The organism is Agromyces sp. Soil535 (assembly GCF_001428255.1).
GTDB lineage: Bacteria > Actinomycetota > Actinomycetes > Actinomycetales > Microbacteriaceae > Agromyces.
In genome coordinates this window covers 151,865-169,166 of record NZ_LMRW01000029.1, presented here as the reverse complement: position 1 = coordinate 169,166, position 17,302 = coordinate 151,865, and the positions used below count along the sequence as shown (strand labels likewise).

Genomic DNA, 17,302 nt, shown 5'->3' with positions numbered 1-17,302 from the left:
GGCGATTCCGGCGACGTTCGCCAGTTGAGGCCGCGGATGCCGCGGCGCGGGCCCTACGCGCCGTGCTGCACGCCCGCGACCACGTCCACGAGGCCCGACTCGAGCGGATGCCCCGAGCCGATCCCCGTGACCTCGTGCACGAACGCCGTCGCCGTCCGGGTGCGGAGCAACTCCCGCAGCTCCACACTCTCGGGGTCGGCCGGGACGTCGAACTGCAGCGCCGCGCCGACCGCAGCGACGAGCCCGTCGACCGGCCGCCCCATGGCCGCGAGGTCGGCCGCCGGGCCGATGAAGCGCTCGTGCCGGCCGAGCTTGCGCAGCGGCTGCCGACCCACGCGCTCGACGGTGTCGGGCAGCTCGGGGTTGCGGAAGCGCTCGAGGATCGTGGCCCGGTAGCGGGCCTGCTCCTCCTCGGAGAAGCCGTGCTTGGCCACGATCAGCGCGGACGTCTCCCCCAGCACCCGTTCGACCGCCGCCGAAACCGTGGGGTCGGCGAGGGCGTCGCTGATGCGTTCGTGGCCGGCGAGGAACCCGAAGTACGCGGTCGACGCGTGCCCCGTGTTCACGGTGAAGAGCTTGCGCTCGATGTACGGCGCGAGGTCGTCGACGAAGTGCGCGCCGGGGATCTCGGGCACGGCGTCGCCGAACGGCGGGCGCTCGATGGCCCATTCGAAGAACGTCTCGACGGTGACGTCGAGCCCGGCGTCGGCGGCCTGGCCGGGCACGATCCGGTCGACGGCGGTGTTCGCGAAGATCGCCTTCGCCGCGAGTGACGGCCACTCCTCGGGGCTCGAGAGGGAGGCGATCTCGTCGCGTAGGAGGTCGGTGGCGTTGATGGCGTTCTCGCACGCCATGATCGCGAGCGGCGGGGCATCCGCGGGCCGTTCCCGCAGCGCCATGACCAGGTGCGGTGCGATGAACCGGAGGATCGTGGGTCCGACGGCGGTGGTCGCCACGTCGGCGGTCCTGAGTTCGTCGAGGAGTGCCGCGGCATCCGTCTGGCTGTTGACGGCACGGTAGCCGTCGACGATGCGGTCGCGCGCGCCTGCGCCGACCTCGTGCACGGTGTAGCCGTCGGATGCCACGAGCGCATCGATGAGCTCGGCGTTCACGTCGGCGAACACCACCTCGTACCCGGCGTCGTGCAGGAGGAGGCCGACGAACCCGCGCCCGATGTTGCCGGCGCCGAAGTGCACGGCCTTCACGACTCGTTGACCTCGGAGAGGAGGGCGTGCAGCTCTCCGGCGGTCGAGGCGCCGATGAGCCGCTGGACCGCGTCGTCGTCGGAGAAGATGATCGCGATCTTCGAGAGGATGTCGAGGTGCTCGTTCTCGATGCCGGCGATGCCGACCACGAACCGGGCCTCCTCGCCGCCCCAGTCGACGGGTTCGTCGTACCGGATCACGGAGAGCGCCGACCGGCGGATCTGGTCCTTGGCCTCGTTCGTGCCGTGCGGGATGGCGAGGTAGTTGCCCATGTAGGTCGAGACCGAGCCCTCACGCTCCAGCATCGAGTCGATGTAGCGGGGGTCGACGGCCCCGACCTCGACCAGGATCGCGCCCGCCTCGCGGATCGCGTCGTCCCGGCTCACGGCGCGGGCGGCGAGCCGTACGTTGCCCGCCGGCAGGATCTCTTCGGTCATGGGGATCTCCTTCTTCTCATCGAGACGGCCCGACGCCGCGGCGACCTCCTGTGTGGAGACCGCCGCGGCATCGAGCTGCCGCCTTCCGTTTCGACGCGATGGATCAGCGCACGCCTTCGCTCTCCAGCAGGTTCACGATCTCGTCGTATTTCGGCGAGCCCATGAAGTTCTCCACCGACACGTGCAGGGCGCTCGGCGACTGCAGCTTCGCGCGGTCGGTGAGGTCCTGGTGGGTGATGACGAGGTCGACGTCGTCCGTGAGGTTCGCGATCGCCTTGTTCGTCACCGTCACGCTGTCGATGCCGGCCTTCTTGATCTTGTTGCGGAGCACCGTGGCGCCCATGGCGCTCGAGCCCATCCCGGCATCGCACGCGAAGACGATCGTGTGGATCGGCTTGTGCTCGAACGCCTCCTCCTCGCCCTCGGCGATGAGTCCTGCACCGGCGGCGACGCCCTCGGCCTGGAGGTTCTGCAGGACGCCGCTCTCCTTGCCCTTGTTGGCCTGGGTCTGGGCGATCGAGGCCGACAGGTCGCCGGCGTTCGCCTTCGCGAGGTCGCGCTTGCGACTTGCGCGGAGGATCACCGCGGCGATGAGGAACGACACGGTCGCCGAGAGGACGACCGAGAGGATCACGCCCACGTAACTGTCCGAGGCGGTCTGGGCGATCACCGCGATGATGCTGCCCGGCGCCGCCGGGGCCCGGAGGCCGCTTGCGAACAGCACGTTCGTGGCGACGCCCGTCATGCCGCCCGCGATGGCCGCCAGGATGAGGATCGGCTTCATGAGCACGTACGGGAAGTAGATCTCGTGGATGCCGCCGAAGAACTGGATGATGATCGCGGCGGGGGCGGTCGCCCGGGCCATGCCGATGCCGAAGAACGTGAAGGCGAGCAGGATGCCGAGGCCGGGCCCGGGATTCGCCTCCACGAGGAACAGGATCGACTTGCCGGTCTCGGCGGCCTGCTGGGTACCGATCGGGGTGAACACGCCGTGGTTGATGGCGTTGTTCAGGAACAGCACCTTGCCGGGCTCGACCAGGATGCTGAGCAGCGGCAGGAGCGACAGCTTCACGAGCCAGTCGACCGCTGCCTCCAGTCCGTTGCTGAGCGCTTGGACCACCGGACCGAAGGCGAAGAAGCCCGCGATCGCGAGGAGGAAGCCGAGGATGCCGGCCGAGAAGTTGTTGACCAGCATCTCGAAGCCGGCCTTGATCTTGCCCTCCCAGATGCGGTCGACCTGCTTCATGAGCCAGGCTGCCAGCGGCCCCATGATCATGGCGCCGAGGAACATCGGGATGTCCGTCCCGACGATCACGCCGATCGTCGCGATCGACGCGACCACGCCACCACGGGTGTCGTAGACGAGTCGGCCGCCCTGGTTGGCGATGAGCAGGGGCAGCAGGTAGATGATCATCGGGCCGACGAGGGCGGCGAGTGATTCGTTCGGCGTGAAGCCCGCCGGAATGAAGAACATCGTCACGATGCCCCAGGCGATGAATGCCGCGATGTTCGGCAGGATCATGCTGGACAGGAACGTGCCGAACCTCTGGACCGCGACGCGTGCTCCCCCCGGCCGCTTCGTGTCCGAAGACGTCGTTGTCATGGTGTTGCCTCTCTCCCGTTACGACGCGGCTGTCCGCGCCGTGGTGATCTCGGTGGCGACGGCTTGGGCCGCCTCCTTGGCTTCGGCCGCTCCCTCAGCGGCCAGGGCTGCCCTGGCGAGCGCCTTCGCGTCGTCCGGGCTGTACCGCGCGAGGGAGGCGCGGACATCTGCGAGTGCCGATGGCGACATCGACAGGCTCGTGGCGCCGAGGCCCACGAGCACGACGGCGAGCAGCGGGTCGGCGGCGGCCTCGCCGCAGATCCCGACGGGCTTGCCGAGTTCGGCCCCGGCGGCGCCGACGTCCGCGATGAGGCGGAGGACGGCCGGATGCCACGGGCTCTGGAGGTTGGCGACGGTGCCGAGCAGCCGGTCGGCGGCCATCGTGTACTGGGTCAGGTCGTTGGTGCCGATCGAGGCGAAGTCGCAGGCGGCGAGCACGCGGTCGGCGACGAGCGCGGCCGAGGGGGTCTCGACCATCACGCCGGCGACGCGGATGCCGAGCTCCTTCGCGAGCGCCGTGAAGTAGCGGGTCTCCTCGACGGTGGCGATCATCGGGGCCATCACCCAGAGCTCGGCGTCGGTCGCGGCATCCGCTTCGGCGAGCGCCGTGAGCTGCTCGCGGAGGATGATCTCCGAGTGGCGCAGCGCCCGGATGCCGCGGAGCCCCAGCGCGGGGTTCTCCTCGTGCGCGCTGTTGAGGAACGAGAGCGGCTTGTCGGCGCCGGCGTCGAGCACGCGCGCGACGACCTTCTTTCCGGCGAACGCCGTGAGCAGCCGCGTGTAGTGCTCCTGCTGCTCGCGCACGCTCGGCGCGGTGTCGGCGTCGAGGAAGAGGAACTCGGTGCGGAACAGGCCCACGCCCTCGGCGCCGAGCTTCAGCGCCTCGGCGGCACCGCTGGCCGAGCCGAGGTTCGCGAGCAGCGGCACCGCCGTGCCGTCGGCGAGCGCACCCGGCGTGACGGGAGCCGCCTCGAGGGCTGCGCGCTCGGCGATGCGGGCGTTCGCCTCCGCGACCTGCTCGGCCGTGGGCGACGCGATGACGAGGTCGTCGGCCGCGTCGACGATGACGGTGTCGCCATCGGCGAGGCTCGCGGCATCCGCTGCCCCGACCACCGCGACGATGGACTTCTCGCGGGCGAGGATCGCGGTGTGCGAGGTCGGTCCGCCCTCGACCGTCACGAGCCCGAGCACCTGGCCCAGGTCGAGCATCGCCGTGTCCGCCGGCGCGAGGTCGCGGGCCACGAGCACGAACGGATGTCCCGGATTCGGCACCCCGGGCGCCGGGAGCTTCAGCAGGTGCGCGATCACACGCTGCGAGATGTCGTCGAGGTCGGTGGCGCGCTCGGCCATGTACCCGCCCATGCCGGCGAGCAGGTCCCGGTACGTGGCGAACGCCTCGTAGACGGCGCGCTCCGCGGTCTTGCCGGTCGCGAGGTGCTTCGTGACCTCGTCGATGAGGCTCGGGTCCTCGGCCATCATGGCCTGGGCCTCGAGCACGTCCTTCGCCGCCCCGCCCGCCTTCGCGCCGCGATTCGCGAGCTCGGCGGCGACGACCGACAGCGACGCCTTCGCGCGCTCGGCCTCATGCTCGGGGTCGAGGTGGCTCGGCCTGTCGACCGGCTCCGGCAGCGCCTCGGCCATGCGCACGACGGGTCCGACCGCGACACCCTGTCCGATGCCCGTGCCCCTGATCTCCATCACTCGCCCTCCAGGTTCGGTCGAATGGGCGACGGATGCCGCGCGCTATTCGTCGTGGTCGGTGCTGAGCAGCTCCACGAGCTGGTCGAGGACGGCGTGCTCGTCGCCGCCGTCGACGACGATCGTGACCTCGTCGCCGTGGTCGATGCCCTGCGCGATGACCGAGAGGATACTCGCCGCGTTGACGAATGCGCCACCGGCCTTCCGGAGCGTGACGGATGACCCCGATGCGGCAACGGCCTGGGTGAAGAGCTTGGCAGGCCGTGCGTGCAGGCCGTGGGTCGATCCGATTCGAACTGTGCGTTCCACCATGACTCCGGTCTCCGTCGCTGGCTTCCGTTTCCTCGTTCACGATATCCCGCGGGCATTCCGCCGCGCACCGCGGCGCGCGGGGCGCGCGGGCTCATGAGTGGGCCCCAGCGAACTCGAGGGCCACGTCGAGGGCGTCCTCCCCGTCGGGGGCGGTGGCCGCACCCTCCGTGAGGATCGCGATGGGCACGGATGCCGCGGCCGCGCGTTCGCGCAGCAGGCCGATCCGATCGCCGAGGTGAGCGCCGACGAGGAGCACGTCCGCGTCTGCGAGCGCCTGCTCGAGCTGGGACTCGCTCGTCGCGGTCGCGCGCACCTCGATGCCCCTGTCCGCGGCGGCCCGGCGGATCCGGTGGGCGACGAAGGTGCTGGAGGCGCCTGCACCGCAGACCACGATGATACGCATCACCACGCCTCCTCGCCTGGCCATCGCCCGGTCCTCGTCGATCGTTCGGCCGCGGCGGCACGCCGCGATGGATTCGATTGTGCTCCGGTGCGCCCGCCGGCTCCAGCCGATCTTCTTCCGCACCCCCGGAAAGTCGCTGCGGAACCGCCCGCACGACACCGTGACGGTGGTTGACTGGGCACACCGCACGACGCCGCGTGGCGCCGGCGAGACCCGGGAGCTGCAGTGGCCGAGAAGTGGGAGCGCCTCGTCGACGCACTCGGCCATGCCGAAGGGTGGACGACCGCGGCCGAGCTCGCCGATCGGCTCGGGGTCACCACGCGCACGATCCGGAACTACGCGGCCCAGGCGAACTCGGGCGGCGTGATCGTGGAGTCCGGGCCAGCGGGCTACCGCCTCGATCGCGCCGCATGGGCGGCGAGGCGCACGCCCCCGCGGCGCGGCTCGTCGCCCGCGGTGCGCGGCGCACGCGTCATCCGCTCGCTCATCGACGCCGCCGACGGCCTCGACGTCTACGAGACGGCGGCGGCGAACCACGTGAGCGACTCCACCTTCGAGGCCGACCTCGCCCGCGTCCGAGCGCGGCTCGACGGCACGGGGCTCGCGCTCGTGCGCCAGGGATCGCGCATCACCCTCGACGGCCCCGAGACGGCCAGGCGGCGCCTGCTCGGCGCGCTGTTCCGCGAGGAGACGTCCCGCGGGATGATCGAGCTCGACGCGCTGCGTGCGGCGTTCCCCGAGGTCGGGGAGTTCCGCGCGGCGCTCATCGCCGGGCTCGTCGATGCGGGCTACGCCCCGAACGAGTACGGCCTCAACGACGTGCTGCTCCACATCGCGATCGCCCTCGACCGGGTCGCTGCGAACCATCCGCTCGACGCGGATCAGCCCACCCCCGATGCCGTCGCGCAGCCCGAGGACTCCGCGGCGCACAGCCCCCTCGCCGGGCTCCTCGCACGCCTCGTGTCCGAGCACTTCGGCACGTCGATCGGGCCCGCCGACCTCGCCCATCTCACGCGACTCCTCGAGACGCGGGCCGCGACCCGCACCACCGAGGCGGCCCAGGCGGATGCCACGGGCCGGGCCGTCTCGCCGAGGGTGCCTCTCGTGCGGCGCATCGTCGCCGGCGCGTCATCCGTGTACCTCATCGACCTCGACGACCAGGACTTCATCGACCGGCTCGCCCTGCACGTCGACAATCTCGTGGCGCGGGCCGGCGCATCGAGCCTCTCGCGCAATCCCCTCACCGCCTCGATCAAGGCCGCGTACCCGCTCATCTACGAGCTCGCCGTCTACATCGCGAGCGAACTGGCGAGCACCGAGGGCATCGCCGTCGACGACGACGAGATCGCGTACGTCGCCATGCACGTGGGCGCGTACCTCGACCAGCGGCGGTCGCGCGGAGAGGCCGTGCGCGTGGCCGTGTCGGCGCCCGCCTACCACGACGTGCACACGGCGCTCGCCGCGCGCATCCGGTCGGCGGTCGACGACGACGTCGAGCTCGTGACCGCCGACGATGAGGGCGCCGAATCCGCCGACCTGCTCGTGGCGGTGCTCGAGCCGTCGACGCCGGTGGAGCGACTGGTGGTCGTCGCGCCGTTCCCGACGGAGGCCGACCTCGAGCGGGTCCGCACCGAGATCGCACGGGTGCGCCGTGCCCGCCGACGGGCGCGGCTGGCCGCCTCACTGTCTCGCTACATCGCGCCGGAGCTGTTCGTCCGCGGGCTCCGCGGGTACGACCGCGACGGCGCCATCCGCATGCTCGGCGACCGGATGATCGCCGCCGGCGTGATCGACCAGGCCTATGTCGACGGCGCGCTCGAACGCGAACGCCTCTCGTCCACGGCATTCACCGAGCACCTCGCCGTGCCGCACGCGATGACGATGTCGGCGCGGCGCACGGCGATCGCGATCGCGGTCGACGACGTGCCCATCGACTGGGGCGGCGCGAACGTCAACGTCGTCGCACTCATCGCCTTCGCCGAGAGCGGCCGCGCCGAGTTCCAGGAGGTGTTCGACCAGTTCGTCGAGGCCTTCTCGGAGCGCGAGAACGTGCAGCGGCTGGTGCATGGCGCTGAGGACTACTCCGGCCTCCTGGCCGAACTGGCGCGGCTGATGGAGCCGCACGGCATGTAGCGGGCTACGGGCGCGGCAGCGCAGGGCACCGACCGGGAGTCACGGGATCGGCACGGGCACGACGCCGAAGGGCGCCAGTCCAGCCACGCCGCCGTCCTCGGCCGTGAGCACCCAGATGCCCTCGGCGTGCACGGCGACCGAGTGCTCCCAGTGCGCGGAATCCGCGCCGTCCGCGGTGGTGACCGTCCACTCGTCGTCGCGGAGGAACGTCTCGACGGCGCCCGCGACGATCATCGGCTCGATCGCGACGACGAGGCCTGGCTTGACCGCCGGGCCCCTGCGGTCGACGCGGTAGTTGAAGACCGGCGGCTCCTCGTGCATCGTGCGGCCGATGCCGTGGCCGACATACTCGGTGAGGATGCCGTAGTCGCCCGCAGAGCGGATGTGATCCTCGATCGCCGCGCCGACCTCGTTGAGGTGCCGGGCGCCCGCCAGCGCGGCGATGCCGCGCCAGAGCGCCGACTCGGTCACCGCGGAGAGCGTCTCGCGGGCGGCGACCACCTCGGGCCGGGCTGGGTCCGGCAGCACCACCGTGAAGGCGGCGTCGCCGTTCCAGCCGTCGACCTCGGCGCCCCCGTCGACCGAGACGATGTCTCCCGGGCGGAACGCTCGCTCACTCGGGATGCCATGCACCACGTCGTCGTCCACCGAGACGCACAGCGTGTGGCGGTAGCCCGGCACGAGCTGGAAGTTCGGCCGGCCGCCGAGCCCGCGGATCACGCGCTCGGCTGCGGCGTCGAGCTCGAGCGGCGTCGCACCCGGGACCAGCAGTCTTCGCGTCTCCGCGAGCGCCGCGGCGGTCGCAAATCCGGCCGCCGACATCGAGCGCAACTCGGGCGGCGACTTGTAGATCGACCGACGGAACACGTGCGGTCAGGCGGCAGCGCCGTTGCCGCCGCTGCCGTTCGCGGTCAGCCCGCGATCGGCGAGCGCCTCGAAGATGCGTTCCGTCACCTCGTGGAAGGTGCCGATGCCGTCGATCGGGACCACGAGGCCCTCTGCGCGGTACACGTCGAGGATCGGCGCGGTCTCCCGCTCGTAGATCGCCAGGCGATTCGCGATCACCTCTTCGGTGTCGTCGGTGCGGCCCTGGTCGACCGCACGCTGGCGCAGCCGGGCGATGCTCTCCTCGCGGGGGACGCTGAGCTCGATGACCGCATCGAGGGTCTCGCTCCGTGACGCGAGGAAGTCGGCCAGGTCGTCGACCTGTGCCCTGTTGCGGGGGAACCCGTCGAGCAGGAAGCCGCGTGCGGCATCCGGCTGCTCGAGGCGGTCACGCACGAGCTCGCAGGTGAGCTCGTCCGGCACGAGGTGGCCCGCCTCGACGATCGACTGCACCCGCTCGCCGAGCTGCGTGCCGCCCGAGATGTTGGCGCGGAACACGTCGCCGGTCGAGACCGACGGAACCCCGAATGCCTCCGCGACGAGCACGCCCTGGGTCCCCTTGCCGGAGCCCTGCGGGCCCACGATCAGGAAGCGGGCGGAGCTGGTGGCGGACGCCGCGCCGTCCTGAGGTTCTCGAAGGGTCATCGGAGGAGCCCTTCGTAGTGTCGCTGCTGGAGCTGGGCGTCGATCTGCTTCACCGTCTCCAGGCCGACGCCGACGATGATGAGGATCGACGCTCCGCCGAACGGGAAGTTCGCGTTCGCTCCCACGAGGCTCAACGCGATGAGGGGAAGCAGCGCGATGATTCCGAGGTAGAACGAGCCGGGCAGCGTGATGCGGGTGAGCACGTAGTCGAGGTACTCGGCCGTGGGGCGGCCCGCTCGGATGCCGGGGATGAACCCGCCGTACTTCTTCATGTTCTCGGCCACCTCGTCGGGGTTGAAGGTGATCGCCACGTAGAAGTACGTGAACCCGACGATGAGGAGGAAGTACAGGAGCATGTAGAGCGGGTGGTCGCCCTTGGTGAGGTAGTTGGTGATCCACACGACCCACGCCTGCGTCTCCTCGCCCGCTGCCGGCTGGTTGAACTGCGCGATCAGCGCGGGCAGGTAGAGCAGGGACGACGCGAAGATGACGGGCACGACACCGGCCATGTTCACCTTGATCGGGATGTAGGTGTTGTTGCCGCCGTAGGTGCGCCGGCCGACCATCCGTTTGGCGTACTGCACGGGGATCCGCCGCTGCGATTGTTCGACGAACACCACGGCGACGACGACGAGCAGGCCGACCAGGAGCACGACGGCGAAGATGTCCCAGCCGCGCGCCAGGCCGATCGCCCAGAGCGAGACCGGGAACTGCGCCGCGATGGACGTGAAGATGAGCAGCGACATGCCGTTGCCGATGCCGCGCTCGGTGATGAGCTCGCCCATCCACATGATGAGGCCCGTGCCGGCGGTCATCGTGAGGACCATGAGCCCGATCGCGTACCAGGCGTCGTTCGTGATGAGCTGCGAGCACTCCGGGGCACTCGACGGGAACAGCGCGCCCGAACGGGCGACGGTGATGAGCGTCGTCGACTGCAGCACGGCGAGCGCGATGGTGAGGTAGCGCGTGTACTGCGTGAGGCGGGCCTGGCCGGCCTGCCCCTCCTTGTAGAGCGTCTCGAAGTGCGGGATCACGACGCGCAGCAGCTGCACGATGATCGACGCGGTGATGTACGGCATGATGCCGAGCGCGAAGATCGAGAGCTGCAGCAGGGCGCCGCCCGAGAACAGGTTGACGAGCTCGTAGAGGCCGGTTGCCCCCTGGCTCGACGCGAGGCACGCCTGCACGTTGCCGAAGTCCACGAACGGCGCCGGGATGAAGGAGCCGAGTCGGAACAGGGCCACGATGCCCAGCGTGAATCCGATCTTGCGGCGAAGATCCGGCGTGCGGAAGATCCGCCCGATGGCGTTGAACACTCGTCCTCCTGTGGCTCCGGTGGAGCGGGTAGCGCTTCTTCGGACTCAGTCCGTATGCGGCTCGAGCCTGTCGAGACCCCCGTGAATCATACGCGAGGTCCCGACAGGCTCGAACAAGCGGGTGATGCTGTGGCCTACTTGACCGAGCCGCCCGCGGCGACGATCTTCTGCTCGGCCGAGCCGGAGACCTTGTCGACCGCGACGGTGAGCTTCACCTGGATGTCGCCGTTCCCGAGCACCTTGACCCGCTCGTTCTTGCGGACGGCACCCTTCTCGACGAGGTCGGCGATCGTGACGTCGCCGCCCTTCGGGTAGAGCTCGGCGAGCTTGTCCAGGTTGACCACCTGGTACTCGACGCGGAACGGGTTCTTGAAGCCGCGCAGCTTCGGCGCACGCATGTGGTACGGAAGCTGGCCGCCCTCGAAACCCGGGCGGATGTTGTTGCGTGCCTTCGAACCCTTGGTGCCGCGACCGGCGGTCTTGCCCTTCGAACCCTCACCGCGTCCGACGCGGGTCTTGTCCTTCTTGGCACCGGGGGCCGGCCGCAGGTGGTGCACCTTCAGCACGGGCTCGCGCTTGGCGTCGACGGCGTCCTCGGGGGCGGCCTTCTTCGCGGGGGCCTTCCCTTCGGCAGGCTCAGGACGGCGCCTGGCGGGGGCCTTCTCGGCCTTCGCCTGGTCGGCGTCGGCGGCAGACGCCTTCGCGGGAGCCTTCGCGGCGGCGGCCTTGGCCGGCGCCTTCTTCTCGGTGGCGGCCTTGGCGGGAGTCTTCTTCGCCGGGGCCTTGGTGGTTTCGACGGTCGTGTCGTTCACGTCGTCAGTCATGAGTCAATCTCCTCAACCTTCACGAGGTGGGCGACGGTCTTGACGTAGCCGCGGTTCTGCGGGGTGTCGTCGCGAACGACCGAGTCGCCGATGCGCTTGAGCCCCAGGCTGCGGAGCGTGTCGCGCTGGTTCTGCTTCTCGCTCACCTTGGACTTGATCTGGGTCACCTTGAGCTTCGCCATCAGGCACCTGCCTTCGCTGCTGCGGCGGCCTCGGCCGCCTTGGCCTCGGCACGCAGCAGACGGGCCGGGGCGACCTCGTCGTAGGCGAGGCCACGACGGGCGGCGACCGCCCGCGGCTCCTCGAGCTGCGAGAGTGCCTCGACCGTGGCGTGCACGATGTTGATGGTGTTCGACGAACCGAGCGACTTGCTCAGCACGTCGTGGATGCCGGCGCACTCGAGTACGGCACGCACCGGACCACCGGCGATGACGCCGGTACCGGGCGATGCCGGACGCAGCAGGACGACGCCCGCGGCGGCCTCACCCTGCACGGGGTGCGGGATGGTCGCTCCGACGCGGGGGACGCGGAAGAAGTTCTTCTTCGCCTCCTCGACGCCCTTCGAGATCGCAGTCGGGACCTCGCGCGCCTTGCCGTAGCCGACGCCGACGAGACCGTTGCCGTCACCCACCACGACGAGCGCCGTGAAGCTGAAGCGACGGCCGCCCTTGACGACCTTGGACACGCGGTTGATGGTCACGACGCGCTCGAGGAACTGGCTCTTCTCTGCGTCACGGCCACCGCGGTCGCGGCTGGGGCCACGGTCGCGGCTGCCGCGACGGGCCTCGCGCGGCTCGTTCTGGGGGACCTCGCTCGCGGCGGCGGTCTCCACGGGTGCCTCTGCAGCCACCTCGTTCTCCTTCTTGTTGTCAGTCACAGGCTCAGCCCCGCCTCTCGCGCACCATCGGCGATGGCTGCGACTCGACCGGCGTACTTGTTGCCGCCGCGGTCGAAGACGACCGACTCGATGCCGGCCTGCTTCGCACGCTCTGCAACCAGCTCGCCGACCTTCTTGGCCTTGGCGGTCTTGTCACCGTCGAACGCACGGAGGTCGGCCTCCATGGTGGATGCGGACGCAAGGGTGCGGCCGGCGGCGTCGTCGACGACCTGCACGAAGACGTGGCGGGTAGAACGGGTGACGACGAGGCGCGGACGCTCGACCGTGCCGACGATCTTCTTGCGAAGGCGGGTGTGGCGGCGCGAGCGCGCAGCCGTCTTGGTCTTCACGGCCATGATTACTTACCTGACTTTCCGGCCTTGCGACGCACGACCTCGCCGGCGTAGCGGATGCCCTTGCCCTTGTACGGCTCGGGCTTCTTGATCTTGCGGATGTTGGCGGCGGTCTCGCCGACGGCCTGCTTGTCGATGCCGGCAACCGTGATCTTGTTGTTGCCCTCGACGGTCAGCGTGATGCCGGCCGGGGGCTCGACGGTCACGGGGTGCGAGAAGCCGAGCGCGAACTCGACCGCGGAGCCCTTCTGGGCGACGCGGTAACCGGTGCCGACGATCTCGAGGCCCTTGGAGTAGCCCTCCGTGACGCCGATGATCTGGTTCGCGATGAGCGAGCGGGTGAGGCCGTGCAGCGAGCGCGACTCGCGCTCGTCGTCGGGGCGGGTGACGAGGACCTGCTCGTCCTCGATCTTCACCTCGATGGGCGAGGCCACCGTGAGCGAGAGCTCGCCCTTGGGGCCCTTGACGGTGACGGCCGGGCCGTCGACCTTCACGTCGACACCCGCGGGGATGGCGATGGGGAGTCGTCCGATTCGTGACATGGAACTACCACACGTAGGCGAGGACTTCCCCACCCACGCCCTTCTTCTCGGCCTGGCGGTCGGTCAGCAGACCGCTGGAAGTGGACAGGATCGCGACGCCGAGGCCGCCGAGCACCTTGGGGAGCTCCGTCGACTTCGCGTACACGCGGAGGCCGGGCTTGGAGACGCGCTTGATGCCCGCGATCGAGCGCTCGCGGTTCGGGCCGAACTTGAGCTGGAGCGTGAGGGTCTTGCCCACGCGCGCGTCGGTGATCTCGAAGCTGGCGATGTAGCCTTCCTTCTTCAGGATCTCGGCGATGTGCGCCTTGAGCTTCGAGTTCGGCATCGACACGGTGTCGTGGTGCGCGGAGTTGGCGTTCCGCAGTCGGGTCAGCATGTCAGCGACCGGGTCGGTCATCGTCATGACGATTGGTTCCTTACGTTCACCAGGTTTCAGCACCCGTTACACGAGTGATGACCTGTGGTGGGAGGCCTGGGCGGATGCCCCGACCGGGTCGGATGCCGCGAACGCGAGCTCGCGGCATCCGGGGGTTCAGCTGGCGGACGCGTTCGCCCGGAACGGGAAGCCGAGCTGCCTGAGCAGCGCGCGGCCCTCGTCGTCGTCCTTGGCGGTGGTCACCACGGTGATGTCCATGCCGCGAACGCGGTCGATCTTGTCCTGGTCGATCTCGTGGAACATGGACTGCTCCGTGAGACCGAAGGTGTAGTTGCCGCTGCCGTCGAACTGGGCGTCCGAGAGGCCGCGGAAGTCGCGGATGCGGGGCAGGGCGAGCGACAGCAGGCGGTCGAGGAACTCCCACATGCGGTCGCCGCGGAGCGTCACGTGCGCACCGATCGGCTGGCCCTCGCGCAGCTTGAACTGCGCGATGGACTTGCGGGCCTTGGTGACCTGCGGCTTCTGCCCCGTGATCTTCGTGAGGTCCGCGATCGCGCCGTCGATGATCTTGCCATCGCGGGCCGCCTCGCCGACGCCCATGTTCACGACGATCTTCACGAGGCCGGGGACCTGGTGCACGTTGGTGTAGCCGTGCTCCTCGATGAGGGCCTTCGCGATCTCGGTCCGGTACTTGGTCTTCAGTCGCGGCTGGATTTTGCCAGCCTGCGTTGCCGTATCGGTCATTACAGGTCCTTACCTGACTTCTTGGCGTAGCGGACGCGGACGGTCTTCTGCACGCCGTCCTTCGTCACGGTCTCGGTGCGGAAGCCGACGCGGGTCGGCTTCTTCGTCTCGGGGTCGACGAGCGCGACGTTCGACACGTGGATCGACGCCTCGTGGGTCTCGATGCCGCCGGTCTTCGAGCCGCGCTGCGTCTGGCCGACGCGCACGTGCTTCGTGACGAAGTTCACGCCCTGCACGACGACGCGGTTCTCGGCGACGAGCACCTCGATGACCGTGCCCTGCTTGCCGCGGTCTCCGCCGCGGGCCTGGCTGCGGCCCGAGATGACCTGGACGAGGTCGCCCTTCTTGATGTTGGCCATGACTAGATAACCTCCGGTGCCAGCGAGACGATCTTCATGAACTTCTTGTCGCGGAGCTCGCGACCGACCGGTCCGAAGATGCGGGTGCCACGGGGGTCGCCGTCGTTCTTGAGGATCACCGCCGCGTTCTCGTCGAACTTGATGTACGAACCGTCGGGACGACGGGTCTCCTTGACGGTACGGACGATGACGGCCTTGACCACATCGCCCTTCTTGACGTTGCCGCCCGGGATCGCGTCCTTGACCGTGGCGACGATGACGTCACCGAGGCCGGCGTAGCGGCGCTTGGAGCCGCCGAGCACGCGAATGGTGAGCAGCTCCTTGGCGCCGGTGTTGTCGGCGACCTTGACTCGTGATTCCTGCTGAAGCACAGTGAACTCCTTCTTTCAAGCAAGCGCGAGGCTTACTTGGCCTTCTCGACGATCTCGACGAGGCGCCAGTGCTTCGTGGCACTGAGGGGGCGGGTCTCGGAGATCACGACGAGGTCGCCGATGCCGGCGGTGTTCTGCTCGTCGTGCGCCTTGACCTTCGTGGTGCGGCGCATGACCTTGCCGTACAGCCGGTGCTTCACGCGATCCTCGACCTCGACGACGATGGTCTTGTCCATCTTGTCGCTGACGACGTATCCACGGCGCACCTTGCGGTCATTGCGGGCGAGCTCGGCCGTCTCGGCGACCTCGGCCGTAGCCTTCTTGGTCTCAGCCATGATCAGGCCTCCTTCGTGTCCGCCTCGGTCGAAGCATCCGCGGATGCCTCGGCCTTGGCCTTCTTGGTCTTCTTCTCAGCCGCGGCCTTCGCCTCGACCGGTGCGGGAGTGGCACGGATGCCGAGCTCGCGCTCACGGATGACCGTGTAGATGCGGGCGATGTCGCGCTTGACCGCACGGAGGCGGCCGTGGCTCTCGAGCTGGCCGGTGGCCGACTGGAAGCGCAGGTTGAACAGCTCCTCCTTGGCCTTCTTCAGCTCGTCGACGAGTCGCTCGTCTTCAAACGTGTCGAGCTCTGCGGGGCTGAGCTCCTTGGTTCCGACGGCCATTATGCGTCGCCCTCCTCGCGCTTGATGATGCGTGCCTTGAGGGGCAGCTTGTGGATGGCACGGGTCATGGCCTCACGAGCGAGTTCCTCGGAGACGCCGGAGACCTCGAAGAGGACTCGACCCGGCTTGACGTTGGCGACCCACCACTCGGGCGAACCCTTGCCGGAACCCATGCGGGTCTCGGCCGGCTTCTTCGTGAGCGGACGGTCGGGGTAGATGTTGATCCACACCTTGCCACCACGCTTGATGTGACGGGTCATCGCGATACGAGCGGACTCGATCTGACGGTTCGTCACGTAAGCGGGGGTGATGGCCTGGATGCCGTACTCACCGAAGGTGACCTTCGTGCCGCCGGTGGCGTGGCCCGAACGGCCGGGGTGGTGCTGCTTGCGGTACTTGACTCGACGGGGAATCAACATGGTTATGCCTCAACTCCTGCTGCCACCGGCTCGGCCTTGGGGGCGCGGTCGCGGCGGGGACGGTCACTGCGCTCGCGGGACGGCTTCTGGGAGGCCTGCTCGCGGGCGAGTTCCTTGTTGGTGATGTCGCCCTTGTAGATCCAGACCTTCACGCCGATGCGGCCGAAGGTGGTCTTGGCCTCGTAGAAGCCGTAGTCGATGTTCGCGCGCAGGGTGTGCAGGGGCACACGGCCTTCGCGGTAGAACTCCGACCGGCTCATCTCGGCGCCGCCGAGGCGGCCCGACACCTGGATGCGGACACCCTTGGCGCCGGCGCGCTGCGCGCCCTGCAGGCCCTTGCGCATCGCGCGGCGGAACGCCACACGGGCGGAGAGCTGCTCGGCGATGCCCTGCGCGACGAGCTGGGCGTCGGCCTCGGGGTTCTTGACCTCGAGGATGTTCAGCTGGATCTGCTTGCCGCTGAGCTTCTCGAGGTCGGCGCGGATGCGCTCGGCCTCGGCGCCGCGGCGGCCGATCACGATGCCGGGACGCGCCGTGTGGATGTCCACCCGGACGCGGTCGCGGGTGCGCTCGATCTCGATGCGCGAGACACCGGCGCGGTCGAGCGACGTCTTGAGCAGGCGACGGATCTTGATGTCCTCTGCGAGGTAGTCGGCGTAGCGCTGACCGGGCTTCGTCGAGTCGGAGAACCACCGCGACACGTGGTCGGTGGTGATGCCGAGACGGAAGCCGTACGGGTTGACCTTCTGACCCATTACTTCGTACCCTCCTCGGGCGTGGCGAGCACGACGGTGATGTGGCTCGTTCGCTTGTTGATGCGGAAGGCACGACCCTGCGCGCGCGGCTGGAATCGCTTGAGGGTGGTGCCCTCGTCGACGAATGCGCGGCTGATGTAGAGGTCCTGCTCGTCCAGGTAGGTGTTCGCAGCGTCGGCCTTGACGCGAGCGTTCGCGATGGCCGAGGCGACGAGCTTGTACACCGGCTCGCTCGCACCCTGGGGTGCGAACTTCAGGATGGCGAGTGCCTCCTGTGCCTGCTTGCCGCGGATCATGTTGACGACGCGGCGGGCCTTCATGGGGGTCACGCGGATGTGTCGCACGCGTGCGATCGACTCCACCATTTCTTTCCTCCTTCAC

At 69.3% G+C, this 17,302-nt stretch carries 24 protein-coding genes; 1 reads left to right on the top strand and 23 read right to left on the bottom strand.

From position 1 onward, the window contains the following. Nucleotides 1-53: 53 nt before the first annotated feature. The 6 genes from ASG80_RS22500 to ASG80_RS22475 form a co-directional block, all read right to left on the bottom strand. Nucleotides 54-1,205 carry a mannitol-1-phosphate 5-dehydrogenase gene (locus ASG80_RS22500; RefSeq protein ID WP_056734974.1) on the bottom strand — a complete coding sequence of 384 codons (1,152 nt, stop codon included), beginning with the start codon at nucleotides 1,203-1,205 and terminating at the stop codon, nucleotides 54-56. Continuing rightward, nucleotides 1,202-1,642, bottom strand: a complete 441-nt coding sequence (locus ASG80_RS22495; protein ID WP_056734972.1) for a PTS sugar transporter subunit IIA — start codon at nucleotides 1,640-1,642, stop codon at nucleotides 1,202-1,204. The genes ASG80_RS22500 and ASG80_RS22495 overlap by 4 nt, the downstream gene beginning before the upstream one ends. A gap of 103 nt (nucleotides 1,643-1,745) precedes the next feature. Next, complete coding sequence (locus tag ASG80_RS22490) at nucleotides 1,746-3,245, bottom strand: PTS mannitol transporter subunit IICB (RefSeq protein ID WP_056734970.1); 1,500 nt, start codon at nucleotides 3,243-3,245, stop codon at nucleotides 1,746-1,748. A gap of 18 nt (nucleotides 3,246-3,263) precedes the next feature. After that, nucleotides 3,264-4,943: a phosphoenolpyruvate--protein phosphotransferase gene (gene ptsP / locus ASG80_RS22485; RefSeq protein ID WP_056734968.1), complete on the bottom strand. Its 1,680-nt coding sequence runs from the start codon at nucleotides 4,941-4,943 to the stop codon at nucleotides 3,264-3,266. A 45-nt stretch (nucleotides 4,944-4,988) separates the two neighbouring features. Further along, nucleotides 4,989-5,255 (bottom strand): HPr family phosphocarrier protein, encoded by a 267-nt coding sequence (locus tag ASG80_RS22480; protein WP_056734966.1) that lies wholly within the window; start codon nucleotides 5,253-5,255, stop codon nucleotides 4,989-4,991. Between the two features lie 91 nt (nucleotides 5,256-5,346). Beyond that, nucleotides 5,347-5,658 (bottom strand): PTS sugar transporter subunit IIB, encoded by a 312-nt coding sequence (locus ASG80_RS22475; RefSeq protein WP_056735050.1) that lies wholly within the window; start codon nucleotides 5,656-5,658, stop codon nucleotides 5,347-5,349. Nucleotides 5,659-5,883: 225 nt separating this feature from the next. On the opposite strand from ASG80_RS22475, the gene ASG80_RS22470 reads away from it, so the two are divergent. Beyond that, nucleotides 5,884-7,791: a transcription antiterminator gene (locus tag ASG80_RS22470; protein WP_056734965.1), complete on the top strand. Its 1,908-nt coding sequence runs from the start codon at nucleotides 5,884-5,886 to the stop codon at nucleotides 7,789-7,791. 39 nt (nucleotides 7,792-7,830) lie between these two features. Here ASG80_RS22470 and map read toward each other — a convergent pair whose 3' ends face one another. The 17 genes from map to rplV all read right to left on the bottom strand — a co-directional run bounded on the left by map (nucleotide 7,831) and on the right by rplV (nucleotide 17,286). Further along, complete coding sequence (gene map / locus ASG80_RS22465; protein ID WP_082590894.1) at nucleotides 7,831-8,658, bottom strand: type I methionyl aminopeptidase; 828 nt, start codon at nucleotides 8,656-8,658, stop codon at nucleotides 7,831-7,833. 6 nt (nucleotides 8,659-8,664) lie between these two features. Beyond that, nucleotides 8,665-9,321 (bottom strand): adenylate kinase, encoded by a 657-nt coding sequence (locus ASG80_RS22460; RefSeq protein ID WP_056734962.1) that lies wholly within the window; start codon nucleotides 9,319-9,321, stop codon nucleotides 8,665-8,667. After that, nucleotides 9,318-10,637: a preprotein translocase subunit SecY gene (gene secY, locus ASG80_RS22455; RefSeq protein WP_056734960.1), complete on the bottom strand. Its 1,320-nt coding sequence runs from the start codon at nucleotides 10,635-10,637 to the stop codon at nucleotides 9,318-9,320. The genes ASG80_RS22460 and secY overlap by 4 nt, the downstream gene beginning before the upstream one ends. 134 nt (nucleotides 10,638-10,771) lie before the next feature. Next, nucleotides 10,772-11,461, bottom strand: coding sequence for a 50S ribosomal protein L15 (rplO, locus tag ASG80_RS24670; RefSeq protein WP_082590892.1), 690 nt, complete (start codon nucleotides 11,459-11,461; stop codon nucleotides 10,772-10,774). Further along, nucleotides 11,458-11,643: a 50S ribosomal protein L30 gene (rpmD, locus tag ASG80_RS22445; protein WP_200952664.1), complete on the bottom strand. Its 186-nt coding sequence runs from the start codon at nucleotides 11,641-11,643 to the stop codon at nucleotides 11,458-11,460. Before rpmD ends, rplO begins: the two co-directional genes overlap by 4 nt. Further along, nucleotides 11,643-12,338, bottom strand: coding sequence for a 30S ribosomal protein S5 (gene rpsE, locus ASG80_RS22440; RefSeq protein WP_056734958.1), 696 nt, complete (start codon nucleotides 12,336-12,338; stop codon nucleotides 11,643-11,645). The genes rpmD and rpsE overlap by 1 nt, the downstream gene beginning before the upstream one ends. Continuing rightward, on the bottom strand, nucleotides 12,335-12,694 hold the full coding sequence (rplR, locus tag ASG80_RS22435; RefSeq protein ID WP_056734956.1) for a 50S ribosomal protein L18: 360 nt from the start codon (nucleotides 12,692-12,694) through the stop codon (nucleotides 12,335-12,337). The genes rpsE and rplR overlap by 4 nt, the downstream gene beginning before the upstream one ends. A gap of 2 nt (nucleotides 12,695-12,696) precedes the next feature. After that, entirely contained in the window at nucleotides 12,697-13,233 is a 537-nt protein-coding gene (rplF, locus tag ASG80_RS22430) for a 50S ribosomal protein L6 (RefSeq protein ID WP_056734955.1), read from the bottom strand. Nucleotides 13,234-13,237: 4 nt separating this feature from the next. Beyond that, the gene (gene rpsH, locus ASG80_RS22425; protein ID WP_056734952.1) at nucleotides 13,238-13,636 is read right to left on the bottom strand and encodes a 30S ribosomal protein S8; all 399 of its coding nucleotides are present in this window, start codon (nucleotides 13,634-13,636) and stop codon (nucleotides 13,238-13,240) included. 129 nt (nucleotides 13,637-13,765) lie between these two features. Further along, nucleotides 13,766-14,353, bottom strand: a complete 588-nt coding sequence (gene rplE, locus ASG80_RS22420) for a 50S ribosomal protein L5 (RefSeq protein ID WP_056734950.1) — start codon at nucleotides 14,351-14,353, stop codon at nucleotides 13,766-13,768. Continuing rightward, complete coding sequence (gene rplX / locus ASG80_RS22415; RefSeq protein ID WP_056734948.1) at nucleotides 14,353-14,712, bottom strand: 50S ribosomal protein L24; 360 nt, start codon at nucleotides 14,710-14,712, stop codon at nucleotides 14,353-14,355. The genes rplE and rplX overlap by 1 nt, the downstream gene beginning before the upstream one ends. A 2-nt stretch (nucleotides 14,713-14,714) precedes the next feature. Continuing rightward, the gene (rplN, locus tag ASG80_RS22410) at nucleotides 14,715-15,083 is read right to left on the bottom strand and encodes a 50S ribosomal protein L14 (protein ID WP_056734946.1); all 369 of its coding nucleotides are present in this window, start codon (nucleotides 15,081-15,083) and stop codon (nucleotides 14,715-14,717) included. Nucleotides 15,084-15,115: 32 nt separating this feature from the next. Then, on the bottom strand, nucleotides 15,116-15,418 hold the full coding sequence (rpsQ, locus tag ASG80_RS22405; RefSeq protein WP_056734944.1) for a 30S ribosomal protein S17: 303 nt from the start codon (nucleotides 15,416-15,418) through the stop codon (nucleotides 15,116-15,118). Between the two features lie 2 nt (nucleotides 15,419-15,420). Further along, entirely contained in the window at nucleotides 15,421-15,747 is a 327-nt protein-coding gene (rpmC, locus tag ASG80_RS22400) for a 50S ribosomal protein L29 (protein WP_056734942.1), read from the bottom strand. Then, on the bottom strand, nucleotides 15,747-16,166 hold the full coding sequence (rplP, locus tag ASG80_RS22395) for a 50S ribosomal protein L16 (protein ID WP_056734940.1): 420 nt from the start codon (nucleotides 16,164-16,166) through the stop codon (nucleotides 15,747-15,749). The genes rpmC and rplP overlap by 1 nt, the downstream gene beginning before the upstream one ends. Before the next feature lie 2 nt (nucleotides 16,167-16,168). Beyond that, on the bottom strand, nucleotides 16,169-16,921 hold the full coding sequence (rpsC, locus tag ASG80_RS22390; RefSeq protein WP_056734938.1) for a 30S ribosomal protein S3: 753 nt from the start codon (nucleotides 16,919-16,921) through the stop codon (nucleotides 16,169-16,171). After that, nucleotides 16,921-17,286 carry a 50S ribosomal protein L22 gene (rplV, locus tag ASG80_RS22385; RefSeq protein ID WP_056734936.1) on the bottom strand — a complete coding sequence of 122 codons (366 nt, stop codon included), beginning with the start codon at nucleotides 17,284-17,286 and terminating at the stop codon, nucleotides 16,921-16,923. The genes rpsC and rplV overlap by 1 nt, the downstream gene beginning before the upstream one ends. Nucleotides 17,287-17,302: the final 16 nt, after the last annotated feature.

Coding starts and splice junctions, on each gene's coding strand:
- ASG80_RS22495 (WP_056734972.1), bottom strand. CDS start 1,642: ATGACCGAAGAGATCCTGCCGGCGGGCAACGTACGGCTCGCCGCCCGC.
- ASG80_RS22490 (WP_056734970.1), bottom strand. CDS start 3,245: ATGACAACGACGTCTTCGGACACGAAGCGGCCGGGGGGAGCACGCGTC.
- ptsP (WP_056734968.1), bottom strand. CDS start 4,943: ATGGAGATCAGGGGCACGGGCATCGGACAGGGTGTCGCGGTCGGACCC.
- ASG80_RS22480 (WP_056734966.1), bottom strand. CDS start 5,255: ATGGTGGAACGCACAGTTCGAATCGGATCGACCCACGGCCTGCACGCA.
- ASG80_RS22475 (WP_056735050.1), bottom strand. CDS start 5,658: ATGCGTATCATCGTGGTCTGCGGTGCAGGCGCCTCCAGCACCTTCGTC.
- ASG80_RS22460 (WP_056734962.1), bottom strand. CDS start 9,321: ATGACCCTTCGAGAACCTCAGGACGGCGCGGCGTCCGCCACCAGCTCC.
- rplO (WP_082590892.1), bottom strand. CDS start 11,461: ATGACTGACGACGTGAACGACACGACCGTCGAAACCACCAAGGCCCCG.
- rpmD (WP_200952664.1), bottom strand. CDS start 11,643: ATGGCGAAGCTCAAGGTGACCCAGATCAAGTCCAAGGTGAGCGAGAAG.
- rplR (WP_056734956.1), bottom strand. CDS start 12,694: ATGGCCGTGAAGACCAAGACGGCTGCGCGCTCGCGCCGCCACACCCGC.
- rplF (WP_056734955.1), bottom strand. CDS start 13,233: ATGTCACGAATCGGACGACTCCCCATCGCCATCCCCGCGGGTGTCGAC.
- rpsH (WP_056734952.1), bottom strand. CDS start 13,636: ATGACGATGACCGACCCGGTCGCTGACATGCTGACCCGACTGCGGAAC.
- rplE (WP_056734950.1), bottom strand. CDS start 14,353: ATGACCGATACGGCAACGCAGGCTGGCAAAATCCAGCCGCGACTGAAG.
- rplX (WP_056734948.1), bottom strand. CDS start 14,712: ATGGCCAACATCAAGAAGGGCGACCTCGTCCAGGTCATCTCGGGCCGC.
- rpsQ (WP_056734944.1), bottom strand. CDS start 15,418: ATGGCTGAGACCAAGAAGGCTACGGCCGAGGTCGCCGAGACGGCCGAG.
- rpmC (WP_056734942.1), bottom strand. CDS start 15,747: ATGGCCGTCGGAACCAAGGAGCTCAGCCCCGCAGAGCTCGACACGTTT.
- rplP (WP_056734940.1), bottom strand. CDS start 16,166: ATGTTGATTCCCCGTCGAGTCAAGTACCGCAAGCAGCACCACCCCGGC.
- rpsC (WP_056734938.1), bottom strand. CDS start 16,921: ATGGGTCAGAAGGTCAACCCGTACGGCTTCCGTCTCGGCATCACCACC.
- rplV (WP_056734936.1), bottom strand. CDS start 17,286: ATGGTGGAGTCGATCGCACGCGTGCGACACATCCGCGTGACCCCCATG.